The 19,436-nt window shown below is 65.1% G+C and carries 12 protein-coding genes; 7 read left to right on the top strand and 5 right to left on the bottom strand.

Translation table 11 applies throughout. The features are described from left to right. The first annotated feature begins 169 nt into the window (after positions 1–169). On the top strand, positions 170–2,254 hold the full coding sequence (locus Q3C01_RS08005) for a tetratricopeptide repeat protein (protein ID WP_458144774.1): 2,085 nt from the start codon (positions 170–172) through the stop codon (positions 2,252–2,254). Here the strand turns inward: Q3C01_RS08005 and Q3C01_RS08010 are convergent. From Q3C01_RS08010 to Q3C01_RS08020, 3 genes are read right to left on the bottom strand one after another with little or no spacing between them, the layout of a single operon-like run. Next, a complete protein-coding gene (locus Q3C01_RS08010) occupies positions 2,251–3,483 on the bottom strand; it encodes an NAD(P)/FAD-dependent oxidoreductase (RefSeq protein ID WP_458144775.1) in 1,233 nt (410 codons plus the stop codon). The two genes, Q3C01_RS08005 and Q3C01_RS08010, sit on opposite strands and share 4 nt — an antisense overlap. A gap of 14 nt (positions 3,484–3,497) precedes the next feature. Continuing rightward, entirely contained in the window at positions 3,498–4,727 is a 1,230-nt protein-coding gene (locus tag Q3C01_RS08015; protein WP_458144776.1) for an MFS transporter, read from the bottom strand. 53 nt (positions 4,728–4,780) lie between these two features. Then, complete coding sequence (locus Q3C01_RS08020; RefSeq protein WP_458144777.1) at positions 4,781–6,277, bottom strand: amidase; 1,497 nt, start codon at positions 6,275–6,277, stop codon at positions 4,781–4,783. Between the two features lie 210 nt (positions 6,278–6,487). Between Q3C01_RS08020 and Q3C01_RS08025 the strand changes: the two genes are divergently transcribed. Next, entirely contained in the window at positions 6,488–7,171 is a 684-nt protein-coding gene (locus Q3C01_RS08025; RefSeq protein ID WP_458144778.1) for a helix-turn-helix domain-containing protein, read from the top strand. Between the two features lie 64 nt (positions 7,172–7,235). On the opposite strand, the gene Q3C01_RS08030 is transcribed toward Q3C01_RS08025, so the two are convergent. Further along, positions 7,236–10,331, bottom strand: coding sequence for an Rne/Rng family ribonuclease (locus tag Q3C01_RS08030; RefSeq protein ID WP_458144779.1), 3,096 nt, complete (start codon positions 10,329–10,331; stop codon positions 7,236–7,238). A 720-nt stretch (positions 10,332–11,051) separates the two neighbouring features. On the opposite strand from Q3C01_RS08030, the gene Q3C01_RS08035 reads away from it, so the two are divergent. The 5 genes from Q3C01_RS08035 (at position 11,052) to Q3C01_RS08055 (ending at position 18,204) form a co-directional block, all read left to right on the top strand. Then, a complete protein-coding gene (locus tag Q3C01_RS08035; RefSeq protein ID WP_458144780.1) occupies positions 11,052–12,347 on the top strand; it encodes an N-acetylmuramoyl-L-alanine amidase in 1,296 nt (431 codons plus the stop codon). A gap of 233 nt (positions 12,348–12,580) precedes the next feature. Then, complete coding sequence (locus Q3C01_RS08040) at positions 12,581–15,079, top strand: penicillin-binding protein 1A (protein WP_458144781.1); 2,499 nt, start codon at positions 12,581–12,583, stop codon at positions 15,077–15,079. A gap of 107 nt (positions 15,080–15,186) precedes the next feature. Beyond that, positions 15,187–16,318, top strand: a protein-coding gene (gene prfB, locus Q3C01_RS08045; protein ID WP_458144782.1) for a peptide chain release factor 2 whose coding sequence is annotated in 2 segments (ribosomal slippage) — positions 15,187–15,255 and positions 15,257–16,318 — 1,131 coding nt in all. Because the reading frame shifts where the segments join, the coding sequence is not laid out codon by codon here. A 2-nt stretch (positions 16,319–16,320) separates the two neighbouring features. After that, entirely contained in the window at positions 16,321–17,193 is an 873-nt protein-coding gene (locus tag Q3C01_RS08050) for an NAD(P)-dependent oxidoreductase (RefSeq protein WP_458144783.1), read from the top strand. 84 nt (positions 17,194–17,277) lie between these two features. Then, a complete protein-coding gene (locus Q3C01_RS08055; protein ID WP_458144784.1) occupies positions 17,278–18,204 on the top strand; it encodes a DMT family transporter in 927 nt (308 codons plus the stop codon). Here the strand turns inward: Q3C01_RS08055 and Q3C01_RS08060 are convergent. Beyond that, positions 18,184–19,428 carry an O-antigen ligase family protein gene (locus tag Q3C01_RS08060; protein WP_458144785.1) on the bottom strand — a complete coding sequence of 415 codons (1,245 nt, stop codon included), beginning with the start codon at positions 19,426–19,428 and terminating at the stop codon, positions 18,184–18,186. The genes Q3C01_RS08055 and Q3C01_RS08060 overlap by 21 nt on opposite strands. Positions 19,429–19,436: the final 8 nt, after the last annotated feature.

Raw genomic sequence — 19,436 nt, forward strand, 5'->3', positions numbered from 1 at the left:
GCAAGCTGGATCTGACAGCGCTTCGCGCGTTGTCAGGCCTCGAAGTGGTAGGGCTGGTCGACATGGTCGATCGGCCCTTGCTGTTTTGCCAGGCATCAAAAGTGACGGAATCCGCGCGCCCGCCCGTTCAACCCCCATCGGGATTTCGGGGTGAAGGGTGGGTGGCAGCATGGGCCAGGCGGCGGTCGATCGGATTCTGTTGCGGGCGGTGGAGCATTACGAGGCGGGGCGACCGGATCAGGCCGGGCTGTTGTGCGGGGAAGTCCTGAAGGCGCATCCCGACCATGTGCCGGCGCTGCATCTGTCCGCCGTGGTCGCTTTCGTGACCGATCGCGCGAGCGACGGGGCGAATCTGCTGAGCCGCGTGTTCAGCCTCGATCCCGACCACGCGCCGGCCCTCGTCACGCTGGGCGACGCACTTGCCGTAAAGGGTGAGCAGGACGGCGCAGTGGCGGCGTTTCAGCGTGCGCTTCTGCGGCGGCCGGGCGATGCAGGCCTCTGCAACAAGCTCGGCGTGGCGCTCGCAGAGCTGTCGCGCTTCGAGGAGGCGGAAGCCGCCTACCGGCGTGCCATCGCGATCGATCCGCACCTGACGCGTGCGAATTTCAACCTGGCCGTCGCGCTGGCGGGGCAGGGCCGTCTTGCCGAGGCCGAGCATGCCTATCGCGAGGTCATCACAAGGGATCCAGCGCATCGCGGCGTCTGGCTCAATCTCGGCAATGTGCCTGCTGATCAGAAGAAGCTCGACGAGGCCGTGACCGCCTACCGCCGCGCGCTCGACGCAGACCCCGAGAATCCGGGTCTGCTCTGCAATCTCGGCGCTGCGCTCTATCGCAAGGGCGAGTTCGAGGAGGCGATCGTGCATTATCGCCACGCGACGCTGCTAGACCCTGACAATGTTGCGGCGATGCGGCTGCTCGGTCTCGTCCTGCACGAGGCCGGTCACCTGCATCAGGCGGCCGCGACCTATCAGCGGACGATCGCGCGCGATCCGGCGGATCACGTTATCATCAGCAATCTTGGCGCTTGCCTCTGCGAGCTCGGGCTTTTCGATGCGGCCATCGCAGCTTGCGAGCGCGCGCTGACACTGAAGACCGATCATGCGCCCGCCCATACCAATCTCGGGATCGTCTTCGAGAAGCAGGATCGTGTCGAAGCGGCCGTCGCCGCGCATCTCCGCGCCGTCGCCGCCGATCCCGCCTACGCCAAAGGCCATGCTAACCTCGCGGTGTCACTGCGCAATGCCGGCGAGATCGACGCCGCGCTGGCCGCTTCGCGCCAGGCCATCGCGCTCGATCCGGAGCAGCCGCTCGCTCAATATAATCACGCGCATTTTTTGCTGATGAACGGCGACTTCGCCAGCGGCTTTGAAGCCTATCAATGGCGACGCAGGTGCAAGACCCTGTCCGACGGCGACCCGACCTTCAGCGAGCCGGAATGGCAGGGCGAGCGGCTTGACGGCCGCGCGCTTCTGCTGTTTGCCGAATACGGGCTCGGCGATGCCCTGCAATTCGTGCGCTATCTGCCGATGGTGGCCGCACGGGGCGGCTCCATCATCCTCCAGGTCCAGCCGGCGCTGGCCTCGCTGCTGCGGACGATGGAGGGCGTCACCGTGATCGCGCGCGGCGAGGCGCTGCCGCCGTTCGACGTGCAACTGCCGCTGATGAGCCTGCCGCGCGTGTTCGGCACGAGGCTCGATACGATTCCGGCGAACGTGCCCTATCTGCATCCGGATCCCGCAAGACTGTCGCGATGGCGCGCCGCGCTCGATGGCGTAAGCGTACTGAAGATCGGCGTGGTCTGGGCCGGCAATCCCAGGCACAAGGGCGACGCACAGCGCTCTCTGTCGGCGGAAGCGGTCTTGCCATGCCTGATCACACCAGGCGTGCAGCTCTACAGCCTTCAGAAGGAGCCACGCGAGGCTGACCTCCCGGTGCTCGCGGCGCTTGGCAATGACATCGTCGATCTCGCACCGGCGCTTGGCGATTTTTCCGATACCGCCGCGGCGGTCGCAGCGCTCGATCTCGTCATCGCGGTTGACACCTCGGTTGCGCATCTTGCCGGCGCGCTCGGCCGCCCGGTCTGGATGCTGCTGCCTTACGCGCTCGACTGGCGCTGGCTGCGCGAGCGCGAGGATAGCCCATGGTATCCGACCATGCGGCTGTTCCGGCAGCGTCGCCCGCGCGAATGGGACGATCCGCTGATGCGGATGTCGGCCGCGCTGGCGGTCCTCGCCGCGAAACGCGCTGGCTAGAAACGCTCTGGCCGGTATGGCGTGGGATCGATCGAGGGCGTCTCGCCGCTCATCATCTCAGCGAGCAGGCGGCCGGTGGCAGGGCCCAGCGTGAAGCCCTGGTGACCGTGGCCGAAGTTCATCCAGAGACCGCGATGGCGCGGTGCTGGCCCAAGCACGGGCAGCATGTCGGGCGTGCAAGGCCGCGTGCCGTACCACGGCTCGGGTTCGACGCGGCCGCCGAGATCGAGCAGCTCTCGCGCGGAAGCCTCTGCACTGGCGAGCTGAACAGGCGTTGCCGGCGCGTCCGGCCCGGTCAGCTCGGCGCCAGTGGTGATGCGGATGCCCCTGGCCATCGGCCCCATGGCGTAGCCTCTTGCCGTATCGACCAGCGGGAGGTCGAGCGAAGCGCCGCCGCTATAGTGCATGTGGTAGCCGCGCTTGCGCACCAGCGGAATGCGATAGCCGAATTTTTGCAACAGATCGGGGGACCACGGTCCGAGCGTGACGACGACATTGGCCGCATCGATTGGCCCGTCGTCGGTTTGCACGGACCAGCCGGACGACGTCTGCTGCAGCGTCTGCGCATCGCCGAGAATGATATGACCGCCGAGGCGCTGGAACAGTTCGGCATAGCTCGCGACCAAGGCGCCGGGATCCGACACAGTCCACGGCTCCAGCCAATGAATGGCACCGGGCAGATCGTCGCGCAGGATCGGTTCGGCCTTTGCCAGCTCGCTACCGCTCAGGACACGAAACTTCACGCCGAAGTCGCGCTGGTTTTCCTCCGCGGTCTTGATTGCGAGCTCGAACTCGGCGGGATCGCGATGCAACAGCCGATAACCGGCGCGGCGGATAAGATTGTCGGCGTGGGCTTCGCGGATGAGGATATCGTGCTCTGATGTCGCATAGGCGATCAGGCGCGCCCATGCCTCGATCGCCTCGCGATGTCGCTTGGGCGCCGAATGCCACCAATAGCGGAGCAGAGGCTCGACGTGGCGGTGGAGGGACGTAAGGCTGTAGCGGACGTCGTTGGTGCGGCCGGTCGCGATCTTCAAGAGCGTCGCAAAGTCGCGCGGCATTGGATATGGCCGCACAGCTTCGGCTTGGATCATTCCGGCATTGCCGTAGCTGGTTTCGCGGCCCGGCTCCCTGCGATCGACGAGCGTCACCGACCAGCCACGCCGATGCAGATGCAGCGCCGCGCTGACGCCGATCATGCCGCCGCCAAGGACGATTGCGCTTTGCATCGGCATGTTTCCCTTCAGGCCGGCCGCGGCGCGAGCTTGGGCTGCGCCGTGTTGATGGTCGCGGCGACGACGACCGACATCGCGGTCATCGCCACCAGGAAGCCGAAGGCCGCATCGAACGATCCGGTTCCGGTCACGATGAAGCCAATCGCCGCCGGCGCCACGAAACCTGCGCTCTGGCCGCCAAGATTGACCATGCCGACGCCCGATCCGATCTGGTCGTCGCGAAGCAGCTTTGTCGGAAGCGCAACCACCGAGGCCAGCACGAAGGATTTGAAGAAATAGACCAGCGACTGGTAGGTGATCAGCAGCGCGATCGTTTCCGCCCTGTACATGGCGTAGAGGAAGATGCCGGTCAACGCGGAGCTGCCGATCAGGAGCCATTTTTCGCGCTCGGCGAAGAACGTCGTCATTACCCAGCCGCCGATCGCGGTCGCGATCGTCGCCATCACGAACGGGATCGGCGCCACGATGCCGACGGTCTTGAGATCGAGTCCGCGCTGCTGGAGCAAATAGAGTGGCATCCAGGAATCCAGGCCCTTGTTGACGCAGCTGAGGCCGAACCACACCACCATCAACTGCCAGATCAGCGGGTTCTTCATCAACTCGCGCATCGGCGCGCGGTCCGCGGTCTTTGCCGTCGCCGTGCTCGCCTGGGCCGCGCCCAAGCGTCCCAGATGCGGGACGAAGAGGAAATAAACAAGTGCGAACACGAGGCCGGCGATGCCGATCGTGTTGAAGGCGTGGCGCCAGCCGAGCCAGAGGATCAGCGGCGCCATGATCAGCGGCGCGAGCATGCTGCCGGCATAGTTCGACGACAGCAGCAGCGCCGACATTTTCGGCCGGCTGTCCTTCTTGAAGAGCTCCGCAATGGCGCGGATGCTCGCCGGCGGGAAACCGCCCTCGGCGATGCCGAAGACGAAGCGGATCGCGATCAGCGATGTCAGCGACCAGGCAAGGCTCGTGAAGGCCGTGAACAGCGACCACATCACGATCGTGACGATCACTACATATTTCGATCCGAAGCGGTCGGAGAGCCATCCGCCCGGCACCTGCATCGCGGCATAGCCGAGGAAGAACGCGCTGATGACGATGCCGAGATCGGCGGCCTGGAGATTGAAGTCCTTGCCGATTTGCGCCAGCGCCAGCGAGATCGCTGCGCGATCGATGTAGGAGATGCAGTAGGCGATGTAGAGCAGGACGAACGCGACGACCCCGGTTTTTCGCTGCGACAATTCAGTCATGCTCTTCTCCGCTTCGCCGGCGATCCGGTGGCGCTGTTAACTCTGCTGTGGGGTCATTCCCAGGTGAGGAAGCCTGGCGCGGCCGAGAGCGGCGCCGAGGCGGCGAGCTGCGCCAGATCGGGGATCGGGCGGCAGAGCTGCGGGTCGCTCGCAAACGCGGCCTCGATGCCTGCAGCAACCGAGAGGACGATGGCGTCACCGCCGCGCGGGCCCACGATCTGCAGGCCGAAGGGCATGCCCGCTTCATCGACACCGAGGGGCAGGCTGAGCGCGGGATGGCCTGGAAGCGTCACGGCATACGCGAGCGCGAGCCAGTGGAAGTAGGACTTGGTGGGCGCACCGTCGATCTCCGCCGGATAGAGCTCTGACCAGGGCCGCGGGCTCAGCGTGATGGTCGGACTGATCAGCACATCGCAACTTTCGAAGAAGCTTTGATAGGCGTGATAGATCCGCGTCTGCGTCGTCGCCGCGCGCGCGTAGTCTTCGAGCGTGTAGCTCAGGCCTTCCTCGACATTGGCCCGCACATTGGGGCCAAGCATCTCTGGACGCTCCCTGTAGTTCTTGCCATGCATCGCGAGGAACAGGCCTGCGCGCAGCACTGCGAAGGCGTCGTCAGCGCCGGAGCAATCCGGCGTCGCCTCGCGGCAATCGGCGAACAGCGGCGCAAGCTTGCCGACGCGGTGGCGGAACACGCGGCGGATCGCCTGCTCGGTCGGGGCGAAGCCAAAGTCTTCGGTAAAGGCGACGCGCAGCTTGCCGAGCTCGGCGGGGTGCGCAGGTGTCCAGCGTTCGGCGCGTCCGCGCAATGGTTCGCCGGGCAGGGTGTAGGCGAGCGGATCACGCGCATCGTCGCTCGCCATCACCGACAGCATCAGCGCGGTGTCGGCGACGTTGCGCGCCATCGGGCCGTCGGTCGACAGGTTCGACCAGCCGAAGGCGCGCCTTTCGCTCGCCACGAGGCCGTAGGAGGGGCGCATGCCGACGATGCCGGCAAAGCCCGCCGGATTGCGCAGGGAGCCTCCGGTGTCGGAGCCCGAGGCAAGCGGGGCCATGCCGCAGGCGAGCGCCACCGCCGAGCCGCCAGACGAGCCGGCCGCCGATCGCATGGGATCGAAGGGATTGCCGGTCGCGCCGAACACCGGATTGCGCGTGTTGCCGCCCGCAGCCCATTCCGGCGTGTTGGTCTTGCCGAAGATGATCGCACCGGCCGCGCGCAGCCGCGCAACTGAAGCCTGGTCCGCCGCTGGAATGTGATCCCTGAACAGTGGGCTGCCATAGGTCGTGCGTAGCCCGGCGGTGTCCTGGGTATCCTTGATGAGAACCGGGAGGCCATGCAGGGCACCACGATCCTCGCCGCGCAGGATGGCCGCCTCGGCTTCCTTGGCCGCCGCGCGCGCACCGGGCTCATCCAACGTCACGGTGGCGTTCACGGCGGGATTGGTTGTGGCGATCCGCGACAGGCAGGCGTCGAGCAGCTCGACAGGCGAGATAGCCCGCGCAGCCAGCAGGCGGCGCAGCTCGACGGCGCTGGAATCGCAAAGTCCGGACAATGCCAATCCCTTTCAAAATGTGAAAACGATTTAGCATATCGGAAAGTGTGGTCGGCGCACCAATTTTCGTCAGGACGGGCTGTTCCGCGCGCAAATGCTGGCAAAACTGCCTTTCAGACGACCAAATGGAACTTTCTTGAACTTCAACCGAGCCTAAAAGTTTAGGCGGATCGGCCAACAATTTTTCCACTGCCGTGCTAGGCTTGCTGCATGAGCGAGATCACGACGCCCGAAGGTGCCAATTCCCAGCTCGGCCAATGCCTCAAGGCCGCCCGCCAGGCACGAGGCCTGACGCTCAAGCAGGTGGCGGAGCGAACGGGCATGGCGCTCTCGACCTTGTCCAAAGTCGAGAACGGCCTGATGTCGCTAACCTACGACAAGCTGTTGCAGCTCACCTCAGGCTTGAAGATGGAAATCGCCGAGCTGTTCAACCCGGCGACCCCCGTGCGCCCCGAGCACGACCGGCCGGTCACCGCCCGGCGCAGTATCAGCCGGGCCGGGCAGGGGCAGGTGATCACAACGAAGTTCTATACCTACACCTATCAATGCACCGACCTGATCGGCAAACGCATGGTGCCGATCCTGGCCGCGGTCCGCGCACGCTCGCTGGAGGAGTTCGGCCCGCTGCTGCGCCATGCCGGCGAGGAGTATTTTCTTGTGACGAGCGGCCGCGTCGCCGTCCACACCGAGTTCTATGCACCGGAGATCCTGCACGAGGGGGACGGCATCTATCTCGATAGCACCATGGGCCACGCCTACCTCAACGCCGGCGATACCACTGCCGCCAAGGGCGTGTGTCTCTGTACCAGCGAAGCGCCTGACCTCTACGACCAGCTTCGCCAGATCGCCTCCCGCGACGTGGCACCGCTCGACGACGAACTGCCCTCGTCGTAGCTACCGTTGACCCAAACGAAAAACGCCCGGCCAAGCCGGGCGTTTTTGTTGTCGAGCGCTCGGCTTATTCGCCGCCCCCGAAACGGCGGGACCACCAGCCGGCGCGACGCGGCTGCTGCGCCGGTGTTTCGACTACGGCCTCCGGCGCAGGCTCGTCTGCGGGAGCGGGAGCGGGGGGCGTAACCTCGGTGGGCGCTTGCGCGACCTCGGCATCCGGCTCGGGCTGGCTGCTGAAGAAGCTCACCTTTTCACGCACGGTCGAACGACGCCGCGCGGCCTTGTCGTTGTCGGAGGCGGACTCATCGGCGGTGTTGGCTGCCTCGGATTGAGCCGGAGCAGGTGCTGCGTCGGCCAGCTCCTCAGGCTGCAGTGCCGATGGTCGAACGATTGCTTCGGTCTGCGCGATCGACGGCGACGCGTCGGGCGTGAAGGCGTCGAAATCGGCGATCGCCTCCGTCGCTTCAGGCGGCGGATTGGCGTTCAGCTCGTCGCTGATCGAACCGGAGAGACCTTCCTCACCTCCGCCACGCCGGCGGCGACCGCCGCGACGTCCACGCCGGCGACGGCGCTCGCCGCCACCCTGCTCACCGCGGGCCTGGTCGAGCTGCTCATCGGTTTCTTCGCCTTCCTGCTCGACATAGGATTCCTCGTCGGACTCGCCTGCAGCCAGGGCCGGCTCGGGAGCGGTCGGCGCGGTGTCCTCGCGAATCTCGCCCTCGCGCTGGCCGCCACGGCCGCGACGACGCCGACGGCGCCTGCGGCGCTGGCCGTCCTGCTCGGGCGCAGCATCACCTGCGGCCTGTTCCTCAGCGAGACCCTCGGTCTCGTCCGTCTCGACCTCGGATTCGGTCTCGAGATCGAAGCCGTCCTCATCGTCATAGGCTTCTTCAACCACTGGCGGCGGGCTTGCCGCGGCCTGCGCTGCGAGCAGCGCCTTGGCGGCTTCCAGCGTATGCACCTGCTCGCCGCGGTCGATCATATAGGCCTGCGGCCCACTGACGGACGGATCGGCGATGACCGACAGCGTGACCTTGAAGCTGTTCTCGAGGTCGCGCAGATGGCCGCGCTTGTGGTTCAGCACATAGAGGGCGACGTCGGTGCGGGTGCGGACCACCAGATTATGGGTCGCGCCCTTCATCAAAATCTCTTCCAGCCCGCGCAGCAGCTGGAGCGCGACCGAGGAGACCGAGCGGACGTGACCGGTGCCGCCGCAATGCGGGCACGGATCGGTCGAGCTCTCGAGCACGCTGGCGCGGATGCGCTGGCGCGACATCTCCAACAGGCCGAAATGCGAGATGCGGCCGACCTGGATGCGCGCGCGGTCCTGCCGGAGGCAATCGGACAGCTTGCGCTCGACCGCGCGGTTGTTGCGCTTTTCGTCCATGTCGATGAAGTCGATGACGATCAGGCCGGCGAGGTCACGCAGGCGGAGCTGGCGCGCTACCTCTTCGGCCGCTTCCAGATTGGTCTTGAGCGCGGTGTCCTCGATATGGTGCTCGCGCGTCGAGCGGCCGGAGTTGACGTCGATCGAGACCAGCGCCTCGGTCTGGTTGATCACGACATAGCCGCCGGAGCGCAACTGCACGGTCGGCGAGAACATCGCATCGAGCTGGCTCTCGACGCCCATGCGCGAGAACAGCGGCTGGCCGTCGCGATACTGCCTCACCGCGCCGACATTGGCCGGCATCAGCATCTTCATGAAGTCGCGCGCTTCGCGGTAGCCGCTTTCGCCCGCGACCTGGATCTCGTCGATCTCCTTGTTGTAGAGGTCGCGCAGCGAGCGCTTGATCAGCGAGCCTTCCTCGTAGACGAGGGTCGGAGCCTGCGACTTCAGCGTCAGGTCGCGCACCGTCTCCCACATCCGGATCAAATATTCGAAGTCGCGCTTGATCTCGGGCTTGGTGCGGGAGGCACCGGCCGTGCGCAAGATGATGCCCATGCCTTCGGGCACATCAAGATCCTGCACCACTTCCTTCAGTCGCGAGCGGTCCTGGGCCGACGTGATCTTGCGGCTGATGCCGCCGCCGCGCGCGGTGTTCGGCATCAGTACGGCATAACGGCCGGCGAGCGACAGATAGGTCGTCAGCGCAGCGCCCTTGTTGCCGCGCTCTTCCTTGACGACCTGCACCAGCATCACCTGGCGGCGCTTGATGACTTCCTGGATCTTGTACTGGCGGCGCGGGCGGAAGGTGCGCTCCGGCACTTCCTCCAGCACGTCGTCGCCGCCGACCGATTCGACGACTTCCTCTTCGGCCTCTTCACCATCCTCGCCATCGTCGGCGTCGTCCTCGGCGGGAGCGCCGGGATGCGGCACTTCTGCGGTTTCAATGGCGGCGTACACGGCGTCGGCGGGTTCGATCGCGGCGGTCACGGCTTCCGCCAGCGTCTCGGCATGGAGTTCGGGCACCGGCGCTTCGGAGGCGGTGGTCTGCTGCGGTTCCGTGGCAAACTCGGTCGCGACCGCGGGGTCGGCTCCAACTGCCGCAATGGGCTCGAGGGCCTCGTTGGCATGATCGTGATGGTCGTGTTCATGCTCATGCTCATGCTCACCATCATCATGATGGTGGTCATGGTCATGCGCGTGCTCATGATCATCGTGCCCAAGCTCATCATGATCGTGGTCATGAGCCTCGAACGCGTCGTGATGCTCCGCTTCGGCGTGCAGATGCTCGCCCTCATGCGCAGCGCCCTCGGCGTGCTGCTGCAGTATCTCGCCTTCGAACGGCTGGGCGGCGGGATCAGCGCCGGCCTCGAGGCCCTCGACGATGTCGCTCTGCACGCGCTCGCCGTGGCCGCGACGACGGGCATTGCGGTGGCGCGAGCGGCGCCGGTTGTGGGAACGATTCTCGTTCTCCTCCTCGGCCTCGCGATGAGCCTGCTCCTCGGCCTCGATCAGCGCCTGCCGATCGGCAACCGGGATCTGATAGTAGTCGGGATGGATTTCGCTGAAGGCGAGGAAGCCGTGGCGGTTGCCGCCATATTCGACAAAGGCGGCCTGGAGGGACGGTTCGACCCGTGTGACCTTGGCGAGGTAGATATTGCCGCGCAGTTGCTTGCGTTGCGCAGTCTCGAAATCAAATTCTTCGACGCGATTGCCGCGGACCACGACGACCCGGGTCTCTTCCGGGTGGGTGGCATCGATCAACATCTTGTTGGGCATATTTTAACTCTTGGCGGCGGCGGGCGCGGTTCACCGTGGGCGCGATTAGCGCTGCCGGGTGACGCGACGGTCCACCTGATTCGGGGGTGAGGGGAAGGCCGAAACGCCCTCGCTCGTGCCGCGCAGAACCGGAAGCCGAGAGAACAACGCGGCGCGCGGAAGCTTCGCTCCGCAATGTCGCGAATTGTCTCTCAGTTTTGGTCGGCACAGTCTGGCGCATCAAGCGTCGGCCCGTATGAAACATTGGACGGCGAGCGCGCCGCCCCTTAATCAGTTGCTGCTGGCCAGGGTTTGGCGCGAATGCGCTCGCCCCTTGGGAACACCGCCGGTCCTTGGGATTAAGGAACCGGGTTACGGGCTACGCCGCCTGTCAAAGCCCGTCCCTGGAAATGGTGGTAACCTGGGACCGGCGCCACCGGAGCTTTGACCCGTCCAACCTCGCTGCCGCGCGCCGCGCTGGCCGTGAAGGAGGGGGGAAAACGCTGGAATCCTCAAACCTTGAGAGTTCCGGCGCTGCACCGGGAGGCGGAGAGCGACGCAACCGAAAATATTGGCCGTCAGCAATTCGTACATACGAGGAATGCGCCGTTGGTGCAAGGGAGCGTAAGGCGAGCGTCGCGCGCCGGTCACACTTGGCGAGATTTGGTCATTGCGTCATTAGGATTGGATTAACCCTCCGGTTCTATTGCGTTAGAAGAGCTGCTCGGAGGCACGGAATCGGTGGCGAGCCGCGCAAATCATCTGATTTTGCTGGGATGTGCGCTGCTGTGCGCCGCAGCATTGCCATGCTCTGATTGCAGGCCCGTCGCGGCCGCGGAAAGCCAGCCGCAAGCTGCCGTTTCGGCGTCGAATTTCCCGGTTGTCTCGGCGGCGCGCCTGGCCGGGGACATCAAGCAGACCCGCCTTGTTCTCGATCTCGATCAGACCATTACCTTCCGGGCTTTCACCCTGGCGGACCCGTACCGGGTGGTGGTCGATGTTCCCCAGATCAATTTCCAGCTTCCTGCGGGCACAGGGGCGGCCGGGCGCGGGCTCGTCAAGGCGTTCCGCTATGGCCTCGTGATGCCGGGCGGCTCGCGAATCGTGCTCGACCTCGCCGGCCCCGCCAAGATCGCCAATTCCTACGTGCTCGAGGCCGCCAACGGCCAGCCGGCCCGGCTGGTGCTGGAGCTGGAGGAGGTCGATCGCGCTGCTTTCGTGCAGTCGGTGGCGCCGGAAAGCCGGGCCGCTCTGCATCCGGCGACAACTGATCCTCCCCCGGCGACGGCGGCGCCAGAGCCGGCCCAACAAAAAGCCGCAGCGCCGACGGATGCGCGGCCCGTGGTGGTGATCGATCCCGGCCATGGCGGCATCGACAACGGCACCCAGTCGAGCGGCGAAGCCGAGAAGAACCTGGTGCTGGCCTTTGGGCTCGCGCTGCGCGACCGACTGGAGATGAGCGGCAAGTACCGAGTCGTCATGACCCGGGATGACGACACCTTCATTCCGCTCAACGACCGCGTCAAAGTCGCTCGTTCCATCAATGCCGCGCTGTTCGTCTCGATCCATGCCGACGCGCTGCCGCGTGCGGAGGGCGACGCCCAGGGCGCCACCATCTACACGCTGTCGGACAAGGCTTCCGACGCCCAGGCCGAGCGGCTGGCGGAAGCCGAAAACAAGGCGGACGCCATCGGCGGGGTCAATCTGTCCGACGAACCGGCCGAGGTCGCGGACATCCTGATCGACCTTGCTCAGCGGGAAACACGTACCTTTTCAAACCGTTTTGCCCGACTTTTGATGGGGGAGATGAAGACGACGGTGCGGATGCACAAGCATCCCCTGAAGTCGGCAGGCTTCCGGGTGCTGAAGGCGCCCGACGTGCCCTCAGTGCTGGTCGAACTGGGGTACGTGTCCAATAAGGGGGATCTCGAGCATCTGGTCTCCGAGAGCTGGCGTTCCCGGACCGTGACGTCGATGGCCCAGGCCATCGACGCCTTTTTGGCCAAGCGGCTCGCGACCGCCGGGCCCACCAATTGATGAAAAGGGAGTTTTGGGTGTCCTCGCAAAGCCCTAGTTTGGCCACAGCGGGCGCTCTATAAAATCTGCGGATGAGGGGCAGGAATCGACAACCCCCTCGGCAAGCGTGTTAGGGCTACGGGCCCAGCGAAGCTCTTGAGTGGTGTAACTGGTACGCCGGTGAATTCTCGACTTGAGGAAGGCGCCCCTTGCCGGCGCCATAGTTGTTCAAGGTTTGAACGGATAAACAGATAATGCGCTTGCTGATACGGTTCATGGGCTTCCTGTTCGCCGCGGGAACCGTGGTCTTCCTGGTGGGCGTCGGGGCCGTGGCAGGCCTGATCTGGCATTTCTCCAAGGACTTGCCGGACTACTCTCAGCTTCAGGATTACGAACCGCCGGTGATGACCCGCGTGCACGCGGTCGACGGCTCGTTGGTTGGCGAATACGCCAAGGAGCGCCGGCTGTACTTGCCGATCCAGGCGGTGCCGAAGCTCGTGATCAACGCCTTCCTCGCCGCCGAGGACAAGAATTTCTACGAGCATGGCGGCATCGATTACACCGGCATGGCGCGCGCCGGACTGCTCTACTTGCAGAACTACGGCTCCAACCGTCGTCCGCAGGGCGCCTCCACGATCACCCAGCAGGTCGCCAAGAACTTCCTCCTGACCAACGAGGTGTCGTTCGCCCGCAAGATCAAGGAAGCCTTGCTGGCGATGCGGATCGAGAAGACCTACTCCAAGGACAAGATCCTCGAACTGTATCTGAACGAAATCTATCTTGGCCTCGGCGCTTACGGCATTGCCGCGGCCTCGCTCGTCTATTTCGACAAGTCGGTCAACGAGCTGACGGTCGCGGAAGCGGCCTATCTGGCGGCGCTGCCCAAGATGCCGGCGACGCTGCATCCGGTGCGCAACCGTGACCGCGCCATCGAGCGCCGCAATTACGTGATCGACCGCCTCCAGGAAAACGGCTGGATCAAGCAAGCCGACGCCGAGAAGGCGCGCAAGGAGCCGCTGGTCGTCACCAACCGCTCCAACGGCGCCCACACCTTCGCCGGCGAATATTTCGCCGAGGAGGTTCGCCGCGACATCTTCGAGCGCTATGGCGAGAAGAAGCTCTACGAGGGCGGTCTCTCGGTGCGCACGACGCTCGATCCGAAGATCCAGGTCATGGCCCGCAAGACCATGGTCACCGGCCTCGTGAACTATGACGAGCAACAGGGCTATCGCGGCGCAATCAGCAAGCTCGACATTTCCGGCGACTGGGGCGTCAAGCTCGCAGACATCAAGTCGCTCTCGGACATCTCGCCGTGGCGCATGGCCGTGGTGCTGGAGACCAGCGACCAGTCGGCGCGTCTCGGCTTCCAGCCCGCGCGCGAGCTCGGCGGCTCCGTCAGCAAGCAGCGCGAAACCGGCATCGTCACGCTCGACGGCGTACGATGGGCGAAGGCCGCCTCGGGCCCCGCGAAAGGCAAGACGCCGACCGCCGTGTCCCAGGTGCTCCAGCCGGGCGACGTGATCTATGCCGATCCGCTCTACACCAAGGAAGGGCAACCCGTCGAAGGTCAGTACCGGCTCCGCCAGATCCCCGAAGTGTCGGGCGCGATGGTGGCGATGGATCCCTGGACCGGCCGCGTGCTTGCAATGGTCGGCGGCTTCTCCTTCGATCAGAGCCAGTTCAACCGCGCCACGCAGGCCTATCGGCAGCCGGGCTCCTCGTTCAAGCCGATCGTCTACTCGGCCGCGCTGGACAACGGCTATACTCCGTCGACCGTGGTGCTCGACGCTCCGATCGAAATCGATCAGGGTCAGGGCTCCGGCGTATGGCGTCCGGAAAACTTTGATGCTGGCAAGTATATGGGGCCGATGACCTTGCGCAATGCGCTGCGGCTATCGCGGAACACGGTGACGGTGCGGCTTGCCCAAGACATCGGCATGCCCTTGATTGGCGAATATGCCAGGCGCTTCGGCGTCTATGACGAGTTGCCCAATTACCTATCCTACTCTTTGGGCGCCGGCGAAACCACGGCGATGCGGATGGTCACGGCCTATTCCATGATCGCCAATGGTGGTCGCCGCGTGAAGCCGACGCTGATCGATCGCATCCAGGACCGTTACGGTCACACCATCTTCAAGCACGACCAGCGTGAATGCCGCGGCTGCGATGCGGCCGGCGGATGGAAGAACCAGGCCGAGCCGCAGCTCATCGACCGCCGCGAGCAGGTGCTGGATGCCATGACCGCTTATCAGATCACTGAGCTGATGGAAGGCGTCGTCCAGGCTGGTACCGCGACCGTGGTCAAGGAGGTCGGCAAGCCGATCGCCGGCAAGACCGGTACCACCAACGAAGCCAAGGACGCGTGGTTCGTCGGGTTCTCGCCAGACGTCGCGGTTGCCATCTATATGGGGTATGACAAGCCGCGTCCGCTCGGCAGGGGCAATGCCGCGACTGGCGGCCATCTCTCGGCGCCGATTGCGCGCGACTTCTTCAAGCTCGCGCTGGCCGATAAGCCGGCGGTCCCGTTCAAGGTTCCGGCCGGCATCAAGCTGGTTCGTGTCGACTCCAAATCCGGCATGCGCGCCGCTCCGGGGCAGACGTCGGGAACCATCCTCGAAGCGTTTAAGCCCGGTACGGCGCCGCCGGATAACTACGCCGTCATTGGCGTCGCCGATGCCGATGGCCGGGCGCCGCAGCAGCCTCCGCCGGACTCCGGCTTCTTCATGCGCCCGGGCACCGGCGGGCTCTACTAGCGGATAATGCCAACGATCGATGTGGCGGGCGGTTGCGCTTTGCAGCCGTCGCCGCTACATCCCCATTTCAATTGTACGCGGACAATTCCGCGAGACCAGAGAACGACATGCGCGCCGAAATCGAACGGTTGGTAGAAGAGATCAAGCAGTCAGTCGGGCTGCTGAGGAGGCATCTTTGACGTCGAGAAATCGACGGCGCGCCTCGCGGAGCTGAACAAGCTCGCAGAAGATCCCAATCTCTGGAACGATCCGCAGAAAGCCCAGAAGCTGATGCAGGAGCGCACCTCGCTGGAGGATGCGCTGTCCGGTATTGGCAAGGTCGAGCAGCAGCTCGAAGACGACATCGGCATGATCGAGCTCGGCGAGGCCGAGGGCGATGAGGGCGTGGTCGCCGAGGCTGAGGCTGCGCTCAAGAACCTGAAAAAGGAAGTCGCACGGCGCGAGCTCGAGGCCCTGCTCTCGGGCGAGGCCGATCGCTTCGATTCCTATCTCGAAGTCCATGCCGGCGCCGGCGGCACCGAGAGCCAGGACTGGGCGCAGATGCTGCTGCGCATGTACACGCGCTGGGCCGAAACGCATGGCTTCAAGGTCGAATACCTCGAAGAGTCCGAGGGCGAAGAGGCCGGCATCAAATCCGCCACCATCCAGGTCTCGGGCCACAATGCCTATGGCTGGCTCAAGACCGAGGCCGGCGTGCACCGGCTGGTGCGCATCTCGCCGTTCGACTCCAACGCGCGGCGGCACACCTCGTTCTCGAGCGTGCAGGTGTTTCCCGTCATCGACGACAGCATCAAGATCGACATCAAGGAATCCGACGTCCGCACAGACACCATGCGGTCGGGCGGTGCCGGCGGCCAGCACGTCAACAAGACCGAATCCGCGGTGCGGCTGACGCATATCCCGACAGGTGTCGCGGTGGTCTGCCAGGCCGGCCGCTCCCAGCACAAGAACCGCGCCCAGGCCTGGGACATGCTGCGCGCGCGGCTCTACGAGATCGAGCTGAAGAAGCGCGAGGAGAAGGCCGCGGCAGACCAGGCCGCCAAGACCGATATCGGCTGGGGCCACCAGATCCGTTCCTATGTGCTCCAGCCCTACCAGATGGTGAAGGATCTGCGCACGGGCGTGCAGACCTCCGATACCTCGGGCGTGCTCGGCGGCGATCTCGATGAGTTCATGGCTGCAACGCTCGCCCAGCGTGCCTTCGGCACCACGAGCGGCGAAATCGAGGACGTCGACTAGCCATGCCCCGCATCGCCTTCATCGGATTGGGGCGGATGGGTCACGGCATGGCCGGCCGTTATCTCGATGCCGGCTTCACCGTGTCGGTCTGGAATCGCAGCAAGGCCAAGGCGGAAGACCTGATCGCGCGTGGCGCGCGCTGGGCGACCTCGCCCGAGGACGCCGCGATCGATGCAGATGCCGTGGTGACCATGGTCGCCGACGATGAAGCGTCGCGCAGCGTATGGCTTGGTCTCAACGGCGCGGCGAAGACGGCGAAGGCCGGCACGATCGCGATCGAATGCTCCACGGTCTCGTATAATCACGCGCGCGAGATGGCGCGCGAATTGAAGGGGCGGGGGCTCATCTATATCGACTGCCCCGTGACTGGCCTGCCCGACGCGGCAGCGGCGGGAAAGCTGACGCTGCTGGTCGGTGCCGACAGCGCCGATCTCGAGCGCGCCCGGCCGTTCCTCGAGCCGATCGGCTCGACCATCCGCCATTTTGGCGCGGTAGGATCGGGCACGGTCTACAAGCTGATCAACAACCTCATGGGCGCGATCCAGATCGCAGGGCTGGCCGAAGGTCTTGCGATCGCCGAGCAGGCCGGTCTCGACATGAAGCTCGTGCTGGAGTCGATCCAGGCGGGCGTCGCCGCAAGCCCGCAGGTACAGCGCCATTCCAAGCGCATGGTCGCCCGCGATTTCTCCGGCGCGACCTTCACGGCCGCGCTGCGTCACAAGGATGCGGACTACGCGGTCAAGCTCGCCGAAAGCCTGCTTGCCGACAAGCCGCTCGTTGGCCGCGCTGCCGTGGAAGCCTATGCGCGCGCAAAGGCCGTGATGCCCGATGATGACGAGGGCAAGATGATCGAGATCGTGTCGCGGCCGAAATAGGCCCGCTCGTCGCAATCGGAAATCGGGTGGCAATGGCTGTGGTTTCGCGGTAGGCGGTCGGTTCGATCGCCAAAGCGAGACACGATGATTGCCAACGACAACCGGATCGACACCCGAGACTGGTCGCTGCTCTGCGCGCTCTCGATCCTCTGGGGCGGCTCGTTCTTCTTCAATGGCGCGGCGCTGCGGGAGCTGCCGCCATTCACGCTCGTATTCCTGCGGGTCATGATCGGCGCGGCCGTGCTGCTGCCGTTGCTGCGACTCTACAAGATCGGGTTTCCGAGGGGCACCTCCGGTTGGAGACCGTTCTTCGCGATCGGGCTGCTCAACAACGTTGTCCCATTCTCGCTGATCGTGGTCGGCCAGACCTTCATTCCGAGCGGGCTGGCGTCGATCCTGAATGCAACGACGCCGCTGTTCACCGTGATCGTGATGGCGATTGCGGGCGAAGAGACGTTGCAGATGCGGCGCGTGGCCGGCGTCGCCTTGGGGCTCGTCGGCGTGATCATCCTGAGAGGCTGGGGCGTCGAGGCGAGGGCGGGGCAGGGGGTCGGCATTTTGCTCTGCCTCGGCGGTGCCTTCAGCTACGGCCTCGCGGCGCTGGCGGCACGTCGATTGTTGAAAGACTCGCCTCCGCTCGGGACGGCAACCTTTCAATTGATGGCTTCGACGGTGATGATGGCAATCGTCGCCGGCGCAATCGAACAGCCATGGCGACATCCCATGCCGGGTGCAACGACTTGGCTTGCGGTGCTCGGCCTCGCAGGTTTGTCGACGGCGCTTGCCTATATCGTCTTCTTCCAGATCCTGCGACGTTCGGGCGCGACCAACGTCATGCTGGTCACGTTGCTCATTCCCGTGACTGCCATTCTTCTTGGCTGGCTCGTGTTGGACGAGCCGGTCTCGCTGCGCGAGATAGCGGGGGCGCTTGTCATCGGCAGCGCGCTGCTCGTGATCGATGGGCGCGTACTGGTCGTGTGGCGCCGCTGTTCAGCGGCGTTCGGCCTTTAGCGTCATGCCGCCGGCGACGCCGACGCCGAGCACGTAGATCCAGCCTGCGTGAAAGTCGAACAGATGCGAGTTCAACAGTGAGCTCGTCACGTTCTGCACGACGACGACGAGCCCGATCCAGGCCGCGAGGCTATCTCCTGTGAACAGCGACAGATGGACCAGCCACATCGCATAGAGCAGGACGACTCCGAGCAATCCCCATTGCACGGCGACGTTGAGGGTCTGGTTGTGGGGATTGTTGACCACCTCGGCCTCGAGGCCGGCCTGTCCCACCGCGGCGCGCTCGAATTGCCGCTTGATCGAGCCGGTGCCGTGGCCGAGCAGGGGCGCCTCTGCAAAGGAAGCGATCGCCTTGCGCCAATAGGTAAGCCGCTGTGCGGTGGAGGCGTGGCTGATATCTTCGTGTCCATGCTGGTATTCGACGGCAACGTCCGTGATCCGCTGACGCAGGTACGGCGACGTCGTCCAGGCGAGGAGGCTCGCCGCGACGGCGGCGGCCAGCAGCAACAGGGCGGCGTGCCGGCCCAAATGCCGCCAGGCGAACAAGGCCAGCAACACGGGCATGCAGAGCAGCGCAGTGCGGGCGGACGCGACGAACAGCATGTTGGTGACGAACAGCAGGATCAGCGCGAGGCAGCCAAGCGTTACCGTCAACCGTCGTTCACGCCAGAGCGTCAGCGTGGGCAGCGCAAGCGCAAAGGCGCACAGGGTGAATTCCTGGCTCTGGTCGATGTAGTTCTTGACCGGCACGCCGGCGGATGCGGTCGCCGTCAGCTTCCACTCGGGGTGGAACAGCACGATCCAGGAGAAGATCGCGAGCAGAGCGCACGAGGCGAGGAAGGCGGCGAAGACCCACGCGCCGCGCTCCGAACGCCGGATGTGATAAAGCAGCGGCGGAATGATGATGAGCTTTGCGACCGGCTTGATCGCGTGCAGCCGGTCGGCCCAGGCGGCGTCCGACCAGAGCAGGCCTGCGAGAGCAAGGCCCAGAAATGCGAAGGGCAAGGCGAAGGCCGGTTGCCTCAGGCATCGCGCATAGTCCCGCCAATCGATGGTCGGCGTGAGGACGAGCAGCCATAGGCCGACGAAGATCGACGGCAATGAGGTCGACCACGGCAGCGAGGCCGCGATCATCGCGGCAAGCAGGTCGGCACTGCAGATCAGCCTCGCGGTGCTGCACGAGGGCGCAAGCGTGCCGCGCGCGTCGGCGGCTTCAACGCTCATTATGGTGG

The organism is Bradyrhizobium sp. UFLA05-109, assembly GCF_054185165.1.